The organism is Parasphingorhabdus sp. (assembly GCF_039939955.1).
Classification (GTDB): Bacteria; Pseudomonadota; Alphaproteobacteria; order Sphingomonadales; family Sphingomonadaceae; genus Parasphingorhabdus.
This window is the reverse complement of record NZ_JBDVHS010000005.1, coordinates 593,244-608,331: the sequence shown is the minus strand read 5'-3', so window position 1 is coordinate 608,331 and position 15,088 is coordinate 593,244. Positions and strand designations below refer to the sequence as shown.

The following is a 15,088-nucleotide window of genomic DNA, read 5'->3' as shown; positions in this document are numbered from 1 at the left end:
GGTGTTTCTTTGGCCGCTCAGTGCATTCAGTCCGGTAGACCGTCACCATTGTCATCGATCAGATCGGGTTGACCGTCACCATCGCTATCCCAAGCATCAGGCTGGCCATCACCGCTGCGATCCCAGGCATCCATCACGCCATCACCATCGCTGTCGATGGTCGGAGCCGGAATTTCGGACGGTGCTTCCTCCGCGGATTCCGGCGACGCAGCATTGGCTGCCACCGACAATCCCAGTCCGACAGTGATCAGATAGGGCGTCATTCTAACCACGGGGTTTAGACTCTTATTGGAACGCATTGCATATACTCCTTATGCATATGATTCCCCTGTCACAGGCGTAATGCGCCGCCCGGCATCTTGGGTCCAGCCGCAGTCGACCATATGGGCTAGAAAGCCGCTAAACAGCCAAATTCTGACATCTACCGCCTCCCAGACACAGTTCATCGTGACCAATTTTCTGCTGCGACCTGAAAAAAACGCCGGCCACCCCATGACAGGATGACCGGCGAAATTGTTTCGATATGCTAGCAGGTAGAGCAACAATGCCCCCACCTATTCCCGTCATTTTAAGCGACGGCAAACATCTCTGGGTCGAGCGCCATGATCGAGTCACTGCCACCTTCGATTTTGCGCCGTAGCGATCCCGCATCTGGCATGAAGCGCTCTGCGAAATATTGAGCCGTCACCAGCTTCGCTTCGTAATATTTCGGATTGTCTGTACCCGCGTCGAGAGCTGCCTGAGCCGCTTTGCTCATCCGCAGCCACATGAGACCAAGCGAGACAATGCCCATGATATGCATATAATGATAAGCGCCTGCCCCGGCGTTGTTCGGGTTTGTCATGCCATGCTGCATGAACCACATTGTTGCTTTCTGAAGCTCGCCATTGGCTTTTTCAAGCGCCTCCGCGAAACCGGATAGCTTGTCATTGCCCTTGGCTTCCGCAATTTCGTCAGAAATCACTTTGAACAATGCCTGCACCGCACGGCCGCCTTTATAACCAAGCTTGCGGCCGACCAGATCCATTGCCTGAATGCCGTTGGTGCCTTCATAGATCATCGCAATCCGCGCATCGCGGACAAATTGTTCCATGCCCCATTCGGTAATATAGCCATGGCCGCCGTATACTTGCTGCGATTCCGTAGCAATCTGATAGCCCATATAGGTTCCGTAACCCTTGATCACCGGTGTGAGCAGACTGACGAGGTCATCGGCCAATTGGCGCTCTTCCTCGGTTTCAGCCTTATCCGCCAGATCGACCTGCAACGCGCCCCATAGCACCAGACTGCGCATGGATTCGGTAAAGGCTTTGCCATCCATCAGCATCCGGCGCACGTCCGGGTGAGCGAATAATGTATCCGCCTTTTCTTCCGGATCCTGAGCACCCGTTAGCGCCCTGCCCTGACGACGATCGCCAGCATAGACAACCGCGTTTTGATAAGCGATTTCACCCTGAGCCAGGCCTTGCAGACCAACGCCCAGTCGCGCTGCGTTCATCATGATGAACATCGCGCGCAGGCCTTTATTCTCTTCGCCGACCATATAGCCGGTCGCCCCGTCATAGTTCATCACGCAGGTTGCATTGCCGTGGATGCCCATTTTTTCTTCGATCGAGCCACAGCTTACGCCATTGCGTTCGTCCAAAGACCCGTCTTCGTTGACCAGGAATTTTGGTACGATGAAGAGCGAGATGCCTTTGGAGCTATCTGGTGCCCCCGGGGTCTTGGCGAGAACAAGGTGGATGATATTCTCCGCCATGTCATGCTCACCCGCGGAGATGAAAATCTTTTGACCAGTGATCGCATAGCCACCGGAGATCGGCTCTGCCTTAGTGCGGATGAGACCCAAATCTGTCCCGCAATGCGCTTCGGTCAGGTTCATCGTGCCGGTCCATTTGCCGGAAATCATATTGGTCGCGTAAACCTGCTTCTGCTCTTCGCTACCCTCTGTCAGGATCGATGCAATGGCACCTTGTGTCAGGCCGGTGTACATTTCCAGCGCCTGATTGGCCGAGACCATGAATTCCATGACCGCATTGCCAATGACACGTGGCAATCCTTGGCCGCCAAATTCTTCCGGTCCGGACAGGGTTGTCCAACCGCCATCGGTCAGTTGCTGATAGGCTTCTTTAAAACCTTTAGGCGTCGTAACGCTGCCATCTTCGTGCCGCGTACAGCCTTCTTCATCGCCCGACTGGTTAAGCGGGTGCAGTACTTCGCTACTAAATTTTCCCGCCTCGGTCAGAATGGCATCGACCATTTCAGGCGTTGCATTTTCAAAGCCCGGAACATTGGCATATTGCTCCATGTTCAGAACTTCGTTGAGGATGAAACGGACTTCGCCAATAGGCGCGGTATAACTAGGCATGATTTTCTACTTTCTGGTCAAATGGGGTTGCCGGTGGTCGCCGGCATTATCCTCTATTGATGCTGCGCTTTTGCGTCCGCCATGGCGTCCTGCACAGTCTTGATAAAGCCGGTCAGCTCTTTAATCGAACTGTCGATATCGGCCCGCTGTTTCTTCAGCGTATCGATTTTTTCCTGACATTTTTCGACCGTGACCTGCATCTGCGTCTTCCGGCCATCGCCAAGGTCGTACAGATCGATCATGTCGCGGATTTCAGTCAGGCTGAAACCGACATTTTTCGCGCGCATAATCCACGCCAGACGCGCTCGGTCGCGCTTGGTATAAATGCGCGCCAGACCCTTGCGGTGTGGAGCTATAAGCCCCTCATCTTCATAGAATCGCAGCGCCCGAGCGGTAACACCAAATTCTCCCGACAAATCGGATATTGTATAAGTTTCCCGGTTTTGCAGGTCGGGCGTGTCAATTTCGGCGTGGTTTGGCGATTGCGACATGCCGTCCGTATAGCTTACGCTAACGTAAACGTCAATGCTAAGAGCCGGGGCACAGATTTTCGAAATCGCGGCCACGGGTAGAGCGGGCCACCGCGTCCCCCTCTCCGATGAGATAGAAGCTGACGCCTTCCCAACCCGCGCGCGCGCTACAATAGCTCGCGCAGGCTTCTGGCAGTTCACCGGGCATTTCCAATTCAACCCCATCAAAACGCGCCGTGAAGCTGCATTTCTCTTCACTGGTCAGAGTGATGTGAACATTTTCTCCGTCGCGTTCCGCTTCGCCTAGTGCCTCGCACTTACTGTCCGGTCCAAACACCGCGATCATCCCGACTTGATAGCCGTTTTCATCATTGCCCACGGCGCAGAAACGGTCTGTCCCGAGATTACTTCGGCGTTCAAAAGCACCCGACAGCGTCACCTTCCCAGCATCGGGAATAACACCGGCATCAATGGCCGCCTGTTCCAAAGGAGAGACTTCGGCCTCGGTTTTTTCGGAATCAGCCGGCCCCTGATCACAGCCCGCCAGCAATAGGGACAAAAGCAGCAGAGCGCCGCGTTTCAAGCAATCCGCTCCAGCTTGCCGTCAGCAATTTTACGATAGAAACAGCTCAATCGCCCGGTGTGGCAGGCCGGACCCGCTGGCACCGCCTTGATCCACAGCGCATCCTGATCGCAATCAATGCGCATCTCGGTCACCGACATGATATTGCCCGATGTTTCGCCCTTTTTCCAAAGACATTGGCGACTGCGCGAGAAGAAATGCGCCACGCCGCTATCCTGCGTCAATTGCAACGCTTCGGCATTCATATGAGCGAGCATCAGCAGGTCCCCGGACGAATCATCAGTGACGACCGCAGTGATCAGGCCGTTCGAATCATATTTGGGTCGGAGGAGGCTTCCGGTTTCGGGATCATTTTCGCTATCTGTCATAGCCATAAAATAGGAGCCAATGTACCCGTGTGCAACGGCTAATGGCGGGATTTTCTCCAACTTTCTCGTTCCTTTAACCAATATGATAATTTTATGACATTTGGGGGAAGACAAGTCCTCGTTTCAAACCTATATGCCAGTCAAACTCCGTCGGATCATTTACAGGCCAGGTGCGATATGCTGACAACCCACCCGTTTGACGACGATAAGCTGCGGGAAGAATGCGGCGTTTTTGGAATTGCTGGAATGGATGACGCAGCCGCCATGGTTGCGCTCGGCCTGCATGCCCTGCAACATCGCGGACAGGAAGCCGCCGGGATCACCTGCCGCAACGGCAAGGAATTCTATAGCCATCGCGCGCTGGGGCCCGTCGCCGGCAATTTCGACAGCGAAGAAGTCATCCATCGTCTGCGCGGCGATTCGGCGTGTGGCCATGTCCGCTATTCCACCACCGGTGCTGGCACTTTACGCAATATTCAGCCGCTCGAAGCCGACCTCGCTTCTGGCGGTTTTGCTATTGCCCATAATGGCAATATCTCCAATGCTTTGGATCTGCGGGACGAACTGGTCCGCCATGGCTCGATTTTCCAGTCGACCAGCGATACCGAGGTTATCATCCATCTGGTTGCCACGTCAAAATACCGGACGTTGCTCGACAAATTTATCGACGCGCTCAAACAGGTCGAAGGCGCCTATTCACTCATCTGCATGACCGCCGAAGGCATGATCGCCTGCCGCGACCCATTGGGCATTCGCCCGCTGGTCATGGGCCGGATTGGTGAAGCCTATGTCTTTGCGTCGGAAACCGTTGCACTGGATCTGGTCGGCGCGGAATATGTGCGCAGCGTCGAACCCGGCGAACTGATCGTGGTCGCCAATGGTGAGCTGCGGTCCCATCGCCCCTTCCCCGATGCGCAAGCCCGGCCCTGCATTTTCGAACATGTCTATTTCTCGCGCCCGGATTCGATTGTCGACGGCAATTCCATCTATAGCGTTCGCAAGGAAATCGGTGCCCAGCTGGCGATCGAAAGCCCTGTCGAGGCGGATTATGTCATACCGGTTCCGGACAGCGGCACGCCCGCAGCCCTTGGTTTTGCGGAACAGTCAGGCACCCCGTTTGAACTGGGCATCATCCGGTCACATTATGTCGGCCGTACCTTCATTCAACCCGGTGATGGCGTCCGCCATCTCGGCGTCAAGCTGAAGCACAATGCCAACCGCCCGCTGGTCAATGGCAAGAAAATCGTATTGGTTGACGATTCTATCGTACGCGGCACCACCAGTCTGAAAATCGTGCAGATGATGCGCGAAGCCGGTGCGGCCGAAGTCCATATGCGGATCGCTAGCCCACCAACAATGCACAGCTGCTTTTATGGCGTGAACACACCGACGCGGGAGAAGCTGCTCGCTGCGCTCAAATCCATTGAAGAAATGCGGGAATTCATTCAGGCCGACAGCCTCGCCTTCATTTCCATCGACGGTCTCTACCGCGCCGTGGGTGAAGACACCCGGCATGATATCCAACCGCAATATTGCGATGCCTGCTTTACCGGCGCCTATCCGACCGCCCTTACCGACCGTGACGGTGCGGAAGAACCGGACCAGCTCAGCATGCTCAACGAACGACTGGATTCCTCTATTTCGAACCTAGAGATTGAGCCATCGGGTGATATGTCGCGCATCAAACAAACGGCGAACTGATCATGAAATTTGAAGGACAATTGGCGCTCGTTACGGGTGCCAGCCGCGGTATCGGTGCAGCAACCGCCCTCGCCTTGGCAAAAGAAGGCGCTCATGTCGTCATCACCGCACGCAGCGCGGATGATCTGGAAAAGCTGGAAGAGCAAATTCATCAGGCCGGCGGCAGCGCAACCATCGCACCGCTTGATCTGACCGATGGTGACAGTATCGGACGGCTGGCGACTGCAATTTCCGGCCGCTGGGATGGTCTGGATATTCTGGTCCTCAACGCCGCCATGTTGGGTACATTAGGCCCCGTTCCTGCTATTGATGGTCAGGAATTCAACAAGACCCTGACTCTTAACCTGATTGCGCAGCAAGCGCTAATCGCCGGATTTGATCCGATGTTGCGCAAGAGCGATGACGCACGACTGCTCGCGGTAACGAGCAGCGTCGGTCGCAAGGCCCGGCCATTTTGGGGCGCATATGGTGCATCAAAGGCCGCGCTCGAGACACTTGTGCTCAGCTATGGCGAAGAAATGCGCAATTTGGGCAAGATTCGGACAGCGATCATCGACCCCGGCAAGACCCGCACCGAAATGCGGGCTAGCGCCTATCCGGGCGAAGATCCAGCCAGTCTCAAAACCCCTTCGGTTGTTGCAGACCGGCTGGTCGAAATATTGGCCAGCGATTTTGAAACCGGCGAACGGATCGCAATCAGCTAGCCCCGATCATTCAGCAGCAGGCGCTGCTTCGCTATCGATATAAGCCTGCACCGCCCGGTAAAAAGCGTTGCGACTAACCTTCTTGTCATCCGGTGTTGCTCTGGGCCAGTTGCCATTGCCAGCAATGACCAGCTTGCGCTTCGGATCAATGAAGATCCCCTGACCGAAAATACCCTGCGCGGCATAGCTGCCATCATCATAGGTCCACCATTGATAGCCATAGCCATGACCATCCAAGCCGATATCAGCCTGTTTCGTGCCGGCTTTTTCATACCAGCCATCCGGAACGACTGCATTGTCGCCGATCATACCGCCATTCATTGCAAACTGGCCGAAAAGCGCGAAATCTCGGGTGGTGGCTGAGATGCAGCAACCGCCGATTTCCTTGTCACCATCATTCAATATCCAGACTGCGTCCTTGGCCATGCCATAAGGCTGCCAGACTTTTTCCGAGAGATATTCGGACAGCGACTTACCGGTCGCCTTGGCCACCAGCACGCCGATCAAATTGGTCTCGCCGGTATTATATTGCCAACGCGTACCGGGTTCGGCTTCGTTGACCAGAGTCTTCATATACAGAATGACTGGATCAACACCGTCTTTCGATTTGGTCATGTTGAACTGGGCAACATCGCTATTCTCATCCTCATAATCCTCGTTCCACTTCACGCCCGAGGTCATTGTCAGCAATTGTTCCACCGTCACGCCGTCATAGCCGCTGCCTTCCAGTTCAGGGATATAGGCCGTCAGCGGATCGCTCAGCGACTTGATAAAGCCATCCTTGATAGCGGCCCCGACCAGCGTTGAGACCAAAGACTTGGCGACTGAGAAGCTGGTCCAGCGGTCGTCCTGACCAAAGTCCATACGATATTCCTCGAGCCGGACCTTGCCATCCTGCAAGACCACCAGTCCTGCGAGATGTTGATCCGCCATATAGTCGTCGATCGACAATCCGGCGTCGCTATCAGCAACAGGCAAAATAGCCGGAAGCGGTTTCCCTGCGTCCAATTCCCGAATGGTATCACCCGCCTCGATCACCCGCGTCGTGGTCAGTATCTCCATATTACGGAATGCTTTGTCGCGTTGATCCTGGGTCCAGAACAAGATATTTTCGTCAGTCGGCAAGCCAGCGACATCAGCCGCGACTTTCTGCACTTGTTCGCAGGCCGTCAGGCTGATGCAAGCCACTCCTAGCATCGCCAATTTTCCAAAACTTCTCATTGTTCCGTTCTCCCTTTTATCATATTTTTATCAGTGTCACTTGAGCGACATCAATCCCGCCGCCACGAAAACCACCTTCACAATAAGCCAAATAGAAATGCCACAACCGGACAAACCTATCATCAAATCCGGCAGGCAATATTCCATTTTCTATAATATTATCAAAGCGTTTTCGCCATCTTTTTAAAGTTTCTGCATAGTCGAGTCCAAAGCTTGTCTGATCGCTCCATTGCAGACCACGCGCCTCGGCCAATGCCCGAAAGCGGCTTTCCGAGAGCAGCATGCCCCCTGGGAAAATATAGGTCTGGATGAAATCGGCACTCGCGGCATATTGTTCGAAAATATCGTCGGCAATGCTGATATATTGGAGCGCCGCGCGGCCACCGGGTTTTAGATTGCGGGCGATACAATCGAGAAAGTCCGGCCAATATTGCTGGCCGACCGCTTCCACCATTTCGACGCTGGCAATGGCATCATATTGCCCGTCGACATCCCGGTAATCCTGAATAAGAAACTGCGCTTCGGGATGATGTTCCCGCGCCCACGCTGTCTGCTCGTCCGAAAGAGAGATACCGGTCACATTCAGACCATGGTCGCGGGCCAAGCTGCCAGAAAGCGTTCCCCAGCCGCAACCAATCTCCAAGACCTTATCACCTGATTTCGTCGATAGCCGCCCAGCAATGGCATCGATTTTGTTACGCTGCGCCTGCTCCAGACTTTCGGTCGCCTCGGAAAAAATCGCGCTCGAATAGCTCATGCTATCGTCCAGCCAGAGCTTGTAGAAATCATTGCCGAGATCATAGTGATATTGAATATTCTGACGCGCCCGCCGTTTATCATTGTCCCGTTTCTTATGCCGCCGCTTGGCAACCCAATTGAAAAACCCAGACGCGCGGGCGGTATTTTTCAATCCCGCACGATTGCGAACGAACAAATCAAATAGCGGCACTAGATCAGCGCTGGTCCACTCGCCCAATTCCCATGCCCGATACCAACCCACGGAACCGCCGTTGATCAGGCGCAGCAACGCATTCCAGCGGCATAATGTGACGTCTGCCATCGGCCCTTCGCCGCGGCCACCCAATATCCGGGTCGAACCATCGGGCAGTTTGACCTCGAGCGTGCCCTGGTCCAGTCCGGCATCGATCCGGTCGAGAATATGATGGAAACCAGGCGCGAACAACCGCGCAAGCAAGCCGCCGCCGCTGGCAAATCGTTTGCGTGCATCAAGCAAATGTTGCCCGCGCTTGGGAGCTTCGGCATTCATATCCATAAATATGGACCAGCACTAACCGCTTGGCAATGTAGAACTATCCGGCAGCGTCAAGGCCCGATCTAGGACCCCGGCGCGGCGGCAGAACCAGCCAGAATGCCGCCATCGATGTTCAGTTCCGACCCCGTGATATAGCCTGCCTCATCGGATGCCAGCAGCACGGCAATAGCCGCAACTTCGCTATCCTTGCCAAAGCGTTGCAATGGCGTGTCCCGCACCAGTGCTTTTTCGGACGCTTCCCTCGCTGCACCTTCGCCCAGCATCGGTTCCCACATCGGGGTCATGATGGCCGCCGGATGAATCGAGTTACAGCGAATATCCCAGCCCTGTTGCGCGCAATAGAGCGCGACCGACTTGCTATGATTGCGAATGGCGGCTTTCGAAGAAGCATAGGCAGCAGCGCCCGGAATACCGACCAGCCCGGAGCGCGACGAGATATTGATGATAGAACCGCTGCCCTTTCCCTTCATTGCCTTGATCGCATAGCGGCAACCGAGAAATGTTCCATCAAGATTGACCCGGTGCACCGCCCGCCAGTCCTCTAGCGAGGCATTTTCCGGGTCATGGGGAGCAATGCCTTTTTCAAAGCCGGTAATCCCCGCGTTATTGACGACGACATCGACCGCCGGATGCAAGGCAGCGAGCCGCTCCCAGTCCGCTTCCTGCTCCACGTCCAGCAGCAATGTGTCGCAATGCAATTCTTCGCCGGAAGCCTGCAGCGTTTCGGGATCGCAGTCGGTTAGAACCACCGTCGCCCCCTCATCAACAAAAGCCTTGGCAATAGCCTTACCAATGCCGCGAGCAGCACCGGTGATAACGCAAAATTTTTCTGATAGTCTATGCATAAAAGATCCTGAAAATAGGTGTCAAAATATCCAGCCCGGCGGACTGAATGCAGTAATTTTGATATTGCCCAATGGGGCGACCTATTTGTTCATCGACCTGTTATCCTTCTGATCTGTCCCTTGATTAGCCAATTACGGCCGGACTTTCAATGCTCCCGCTCATTTCACTTTTGCATAGGCATCCAAAGCACGTTCCCGCGCTTCTTTATGCGCGATGATTTTTGGCGGATAGTTGTGGGGCCGCACTCCGCTTTCTTCCGGATCGTGAATATAGGGATCATCAATATCCGCCAGTTCCGGCACCCATGAACGGATATAGTCGCCAGCGTTGAATTTCTCCGACTGGCTGAGCGGTGCCATGATCCGGACGAACATATTGCTGTCGACGCCGGTGCCGGAAACCCATTGCCAATTGACGCTATTGGAAGCGTAGTCGGCATCCACCAGCGTATCCCAGAACCATTGTTCGCCCTCGCGCCAGTCGATCAGAAGATGTTTGATCAGGAAACTCGCGGCGATCATCCGTACCCGATTGTGCATCCAGCCGGTGGCCCAAAGTTCGCGCATTCCCGCATCGACGATTGGATAGCCGGTCTTGCCCTCGCACCAGGCTTTGAAGTCCGCTTTAACGGTGTCATCTTTCATATCCCGCCACGGCAGCGCCCGCATTTTCTCGCGATAGCTCTCGCCGCCATATTGGGGAAACTGGTCGATGACATTTTGCGCATAGTCACGCCAGACCAGTTCCTTGAGATAGGTCTCGACCTTGGCACCCTGCCCCGCCAGCCGGTTCCAGATCGTCGCCGGGCTGATCTCGCCAAAGTGCAGATGGGGCGACAAGCGGGATACCAGTTCTTCCGAAGGGAGATTGCGGCCCTCACCATATTCTATCGCTTTGTCAGCGAAATCCTCAAGATTGGCCTCTGCGCCCGCTGAACCGGGTTGCCAGTGGTCCCCGAAGCCCGCAGCCCAGTCCGGCTTAGTCGGCAACAGGCTCCAGTCGTCCAGCGCATCGCTGTCTGGCCAGCTATCAGGCGTATCGAGACTGTCCGGCGCCGGAATAGGCGGCGGTGGCGGCATATGCTCGCGCAAAGCCTTCCAGAAAGGCGTGTAGATTTTATAGGGTGAACCGGACCCGGTGGTCACCCTACCCGGTGGCAGTAGATAATTGCCATCATGCAGGACCAGCTGCGCCTGATCACCCAACGATTTCTTCAACGCCCGCTCCGCATTGCGCCACCATGGTTCGTAGTGATGCAGCGCGTGTATTTCGTCCGCGCTGGTAGATTTGACAATTTCAGCCAAATGCTCTGAAACCCGCCCCTGACGCAGGATCAACCGGGACCCACGATTCTGCAAACATGCTTCCAACTCTTCCAATGACCGGTGCAACCACCAGCGCGAAGCCCCGCCCATCAGGCGGTGTTTGGGCGTTTCATCATCGAGAATATAGACCGGAATGATCGGATCATTGGCAGCTGCGGCGACGGCAGCTTGATCAAAAAGGCGCAGATCGCGGCGAAACCAGATGATTTTGGGTTTAGTCATTTCACCCGTCTAACTATTTTTCCGGTTCAGCCAACCTGTCCTGATTGACATGGGCACGAACCGAGAAACGATCCTGAACCAGCGGATCACGAAACCGCATATCAGCGATATTCAGCGCGAAACCGCCATCCGCAGAACCATCCTTTTCCAACTGCAATATCGGCATGCGTGCCCAGACCATGAAGGCCCGTGCATCCGCATTCGTATCTTCGACCTGCTCGACCAAAGAAAGCGGCGCATCATTTTTTACGAGCTCATCTTTCCAGTTTAAGGGCTCCGGGGCCAATAGGTTAAACCCGGCCTCGCCATATTCTCTGCCGTTCTTGCCCGCCATCTCCCAAATCATATCACGACGCCAGAACATCACCGGCATTGGATTGGCTACAACCTGTTCGGGAGTTTGCCCGGTACGCTGCTCAACCCCAGCGACAACATCCGCCTCGGCTTTTCCGGTGATCAGACCATTGGCAAAAATATAGGCACAGATCGCGGCGAAGCTGAGCCACGCAGGTCGCTGCCAGTTGGCAGCCCCGCTCTTCTCGCGCCGCCGCGAAATCCAGACGCCCGCTATCAGGGCAATCCACATCCAGATATCGATGATGAAGATGCTGTCGCCATAAAACCATTGCGACGAAAAGGGCTCCAGCAGACGGATACCGTAGCTATTGAGCCAGTCCAGCGCCGGATGGCTGAGACAGCCGATATAGGCCAGCGCCAGCAGCCAGCCCTTGTGGATCGGCAAGCGATCCGCTGGCCGCTTGCCGCGCTTTGTCTGCCAGCGATCAAACCATATCATGATCGCCGTCAGCAACAGCGGCAGCACCAGCATCGCGATCGGACCATGGGTAATCCCGCGCCGGATCGCCAGATGTTGAACCCCGTCCAGCAAGGTCGCTACTGCATCAATATCCGGAATATTGGCGGCGATAATCAACGTCGCCATACCCAGACCGGTTTTCTTCTTCAGCCCCATCTGGCCGAGAACGGCACCGGCCAAGCTATGGGTCAGATTATCCAAATTTTATCTCGCACGGAGACACCAAGGAACAATCATCTAAAGTTCCGGCCCATCCTCTGTCACTGTCCAAGTCTGCCCCTTGCTCAGCAATCCCTGCAGGTCCGGCTTTTTGCCAGCTGCTGCAGAGGCATTCTGTTCGACAACAGCCGCTTCGAAGGTCGGACGCGGATCATCATAGAGCACGCCCAATGCCATGGGGAATTCGCCGAACTGCATTTCAATCAGCATATGGGCTACCGAACGGTTGGTGACGTCATGGACAATCACATCAGCCGCTTCCCAGTCGCCATCGACCACGTCGACCACTTCCAGCTGCAGCGTCTTGCGGTTGAGTGTGATACCCTTGGTGCCCTTGCCGAACAGCATGGGTTCGCCATCAACCAGATGCAATTGCGTGTCGGCTGCGGTTTTCTTGGCCGCAAATTCATCAAACACATCCTTGTTATAGACGATGCAATTCTGGAAAATCTCGATGAAGGATGTACCCTTGTGTGCATGGGCCGCCTTGAGAACATCCGGCAAGCCTTTGTGAATATCAATCCCGCGCGCAACAAAGCGTGCACCAGCACCCAGCGCAAAAGCACAAGGCGATGCCGGACGATCTACCGAACCATAAGGCGTCGAGGGACTTTGTGTACCTTCGCGACTGGTGGGCGAATATTGCCCCTTGGTCAGGCCATAAATCTCGTTGTTAAACAGCATCACCTGGCAATCAAGATTGCGGCGCAACAAGTGCATGGTGTGATTACCGCCAATGGAGAGCGCATCGCCATCACCGGTGATAATCCAGACATCCAGCTCCGGATTGGCCAGCTTCACACCGGTCGCAACCGCAGGCGCACGACCATGGATCGTGTGGAATCCATAGGTCTCCATATAATAAGGAAAGCGCGAGGAGCAGCCAATACCGCTTACAAAAACCGTATTGGACGGATCAGCACCCAAGGCAGGCATCGTCCGCTGTACGGCCTTTAATATGGCATAATCGCCACAACCGGGACACCAACGTACTTCCTGATCGGTTTCCCAGTCTTTCAGCGTGGTCGTGATTTTGGTCATCTCGTTCATGACAGATTCTCCTCAATCGCCGTCTCAATTTCGGCGATGGTAAACGGCTGGCCGGAAACCTTGTTCACCGGTTTCGCATCGACCAGATATTGATCCCGCAAAACCGTTTTCAGCTGTCCGGTGTTCATTTCCGGTACGATCACCCGGTCATAGCTTCTCACCAGTTCACCAAGGTTTTTCGGCATCGGCCAGATATTCCTGATGTGGATATGGGCAACATCCTTGCCCGCTGCCACGGCCCGGCGAACCGCCTGATGGATCGGTCCAAAGGTCGAGCCCCAGCCAACAACAGCCAGCTTACCGCTTGCATTGCCGAGCGCGACGTCCTGATCGGGGATGCTGTCCGCAACACCCAAGACTTTGTCACGGCGAATTTCGGTCATCTTCTGGTGATTGGCCGCGCCATAATCAATATGACCGGTATCAATGCCTTTTTCGATACCACCAATGCGATGCATCAACTCTGGCGTACCGGGCTTGATCCATGGCCGCGCCAGCTTCTCGTCGCGACTATAGGGTTTCAGGCCGCCTTCGGGCATGGTTTCGAGGAAACTCGTCGGGAACGGCTCCAGACCATCAACGTCAGGAATTTTCCAAGGCTCAGCCGCATTGGCAATATAGCCATCGGTGAGCAGCATCACGGGTGTCATATATTGCACCGCAATCCGCACCGCTTCTATCGCACATTCAAAGGCATCGCTGGGCGAACGCGCAGAAATGACCGGCATCGGCGCATCGCCGTTCCGGCCATAGACGGCTTGGTACAGATCGGATTGTTCTGTCTTGGTTGGGAGTCCCGTAGACGGGCCGCCGCGCTGTGAATTCACAATCACCAAGGGAAGCTCGGTCATGATCGCAAGGCCCATCGCTTCGCCTTTCAGCGCAATGCCGGGCCCCGATGATGACGTAATCCCCAATTTACCGGCATAGCTTGCACCAATGGCTGCCGCGATGGCCGCAATTTCGTCTTCCGCCTGGAATGTTGTTACGCCAAATTCTTTCAAGCGCGACAGATGGTGCAGAATCGCCGAAGCCGGTGTGATCGGATAGCCGCCAAAGAACATCGGCAGGTCTGCCAATTGCGCGCCAGCAACCAAACCAAGCGACAGGGCTTCTGCGCCCGTCACTGTACGATATTCGCCTGCCGCCGCCGGAGCAGCGCCAACTTTGCGGGTGCTCAAATGGCCGCTGCCAAGACCGTCCCCAGACAGCTCCGCCGTTTCGCCATAAGCATGACCCGCGTTCAGCGCCGCGATATTCGCATCCGCCACGTCCGGCAGTTTTGCGAACTTGCTTTTCAACCAATCAACAATCGGCTGCCGGTCGCGTTCGAACATCCAGAGCGCGAGGCCCAAAGTCCACATATTCTTGCAGCGCAGAGCCTCCTTATTGCCCAACCCGAACGGCTTCACCGCTTCAAGGGTCAGCGCAGAAATATCCAGCTTGAGCAATTGCCATTTTGCCAAAGACCCGTCTTCCAACGGGTTGTTTTCATATTTCGCTTTATCGAGGTTCCGTTTTCCGAATTCGCCAGCGTCAGCGATGATCAAACCACCATCGCGCAACGCATCGACATTGGTTTTCAAAGCCGCGGGATTCATCGCGATAAGCACGTCTGGTTCATCGCCAGCCGTTTCAATAGCCCGGCTACCGAAGTTAATCTGGAAAGCGGAAACACCGAAAAGCGTGCCTTGCGGAGCGCGAATTTCAGCAGGGAAATCAGGGAAAGTCGCCAGATCACTGCCTGCCAACGCCGTCGACAGAGTGAACTGCCCTCCGGTCAACTGCATCCCGTCTCCGCTATCTCCTGCGAAACGGACAACGACATTTTCGGCGCCGTCGGAATGGGCGCTATTCGATTCTTCCTGCTTTACTGCGGTGGCCATAATTTGGTTTTCCGTGCCTTTGCTTATTATTACGC

The 15,088-nt window shown here is 55.1% G+C and carries 14 protein-coding genes; 2 read left to right on the top strand and 12 right to left on the bottom strand.

Annotation, left to right across the window (positions count from 1 at the left end; genetic code table 11):
• Nucleotides 1-26 precede the first annotated feature (26 nt).
• The 5 genes from ABJG22_RS08205 to hisI form a co-directional block, all read right to left on the bottom strand.
• Nucleotides 27-299, bottom strand: coding sequence for a hypothetical protein (locus tag ABJG22_RS08205; RefSeq protein ID WP_348019751.1), 273 nt, complete (start codon nt 297-299; stop codon nt 27-29).
• 269 nt (nt 300-568) lie between these two features.
• Nucleotides 569-2,368 carry an acyl-CoA dehydrogenase C-terminal domain-containing protein gene (locus ABJG22_RS08200; protein ID WP_348019750.1) on the bottom strand — a complete coding sequence of 600 codons (1,800 nt, stop codon included), beginning with the start codon at nt 2,366-2,368 and terminating at the stop codon, nt 569-571.
• 53 nt (nt 2,369-2,421) lie between these two features.
• Nucleotides 2,422-2,859 carry a MerR family DNA-binding transcriptional regulator gene (locus ABJG22_RS08195; protein ID WP_348019749.1) on the bottom strand — a complete coding sequence of 146 codons (438 nt, stop codon included), beginning with the start codon at nt 2,857-2,859 and terminating at the stop codon, nt 2,422-2,424.
• A 37-nt stretch (nt 2,860-2,896) separates the two neighbouring features.
• Nucleotides 2,897-3,421 (bottom strand): hypothetical protein, encoded by a 525-nt coding sequence (locus ABJG22_RS08190; protein ID WP_348019748.1) that lies wholly within the window; start codon nt 3,419-3,421, stop codon nt 2,897-2,899.
• Nucleotides 3,418-3,789 carry a phosphoribosyl-AMP cyclohydrolase gene (gene hisI, locus ABJG22_RS08185; RefSeq protein ID WP_348020331.1) on the bottom strand — a complete coding sequence of 124 codons (372 nt, stop codon included), beginning with the start codon at nt 3,787-3,789 and terminating at the stop codon, nt 3,418-3,420. Before hisI ends, ABJG22_RS08190 begins: the two co-directional genes overlap by 4 nt.
• Before the next feature lie 177 nt (nt 3,790-3,966).
• Here hisI and purF point away from each other — a divergent pair, with 177 nt between their 5' ends.
• On the top strand, nt 3,967-5,490 hold the full coding sequence (gene purF / locus ABJG22_RS08180; RefSeq protein ID WP_348019747.1) for an amidophosphoribosyltransferase: 1,524 nt from the start codon (nt 3,967-3,969) through the stop codon (nt 5,488-5,490).
• A 2-nt stretch (nt 5,491-5,492) separates the two neighbouring features.
• A complete protein-coding gene (locus ABJG22_RS08175; RefSeq protein ID WP_348019746.1) occupies nt 5,493-6,194 on the top strand; it encodes an SDR family NAD(P)-dependent oxidoreductase in 702 nt (233 codons plus the stop codon).
• A gap of 6 nt (nt 6,195-6,200) precedes the next feature.
• Here the strand turns inward: ABJG22_RS08175 and ABJG22_RS08170 are convergent, their stop codons facing one another.
• The 7 genes from ABJG22_RS08170 to ABJG22_RS08140 all read right to left on the bottom strand — a co-directional run bounded on the left by ABJG22_RS08170 (nt 6,201) and on the right by ABJG22_RS08140 (nt 15,053).
• A complete protein-coding gene (locus ABJG22_RS08170) occupies nt 6,201-7,415 on the bottom strand; it encodes a serine hydrolase (protein ID WP_348019745.1) in 1,215 nt (404 codons plus the stop codon).
• A gap of 19 nt (nt 7,416-7,434) precedes the next feature.
• Nucleotides 7,435-8,682, bottom strand: a complete 1,248-nt coding sequence (locus ABJG22_RS08165; protein WP_348019744.1) for a cyclopropane-fatty-acyl-phospholipid synthase family protein — start codon at nt 8,680-8,682, stop codon at nt 7,435-7,437.
• A gap of 68 nt (nt 8,683-8,750) precedes the next feature.
• Nucleotides 8,751-9,533 carry an SDR family oxidoreductase gene (locus ABJG22_RS08160; RefSeq protein ID WP_348019743.1) on the bottom strand — a complete coding sequence of 261 codons (783 nt, stop codon included), beginning with the start codon at nt 9,531-9,533 and terminating at the stop codon, nt 8,751-8,753.
• A gap of 159 nt (nt 9,534-9,692) precedes the next feature.
• The gene (locus ABJG22_RS08155; protein WP_348019742.1) at nt 9,693-11,081 is read right to left on the bottom strand and encodes a deoxyribodipyrimidine photo-lyase; all 1,389 of its coding nucleotides are present in this window, start codon (nt 11,079-11,081) and stop codon (nt 9,693-9,695) included.
• A 13-nt stretch (nt 11,082-11,094) separates the two neighbouring features.
• Nucleotides 11,095-12,099, bottom strand: a complete 1,005-nt coding sequence (locus tag ABJG22_RS08150; protein WP_348019741.1) for a metal-dependent hydrolase — start codon at nt 12,097-12,099, stop codon at nt 11,095-11,097.
• 36 nt (nt 12,100-12,135) lie between these two features.
• Nucleotides 12,136-13,167: a 2-oxoacid:ferredoxin oxidoreductase subunit beta gene (locus ABJG22_RS08145; RefSeq protein ID WP_348019740.1), complete on the bottom strand. Its 1,032-nt coding sequence runs from the start codon at nt 13,165-13,167 to the stop codon at nt 12,136-12,138.
• Nucleotides 13,164-15,053 (bottom strand): 2-oxoacid:acceptor oxidoreductase subunit alpha, encoded by a 1,890-nt coding sequence (locus ABJG22_RS08140; RefSeq protein ID WP_348019739.1) that lies wholly within the window; start codon nt 15,051-15,053, stop codon nt 13,164-13,166. Before ABJG22_RS08140 ends, ABJG22_RS08145 begins: the two co-directional genes overlap by 4 nt.
• Between the last annotated feature and the right edge of the window lie 35 nt (nt 15,054-15,088).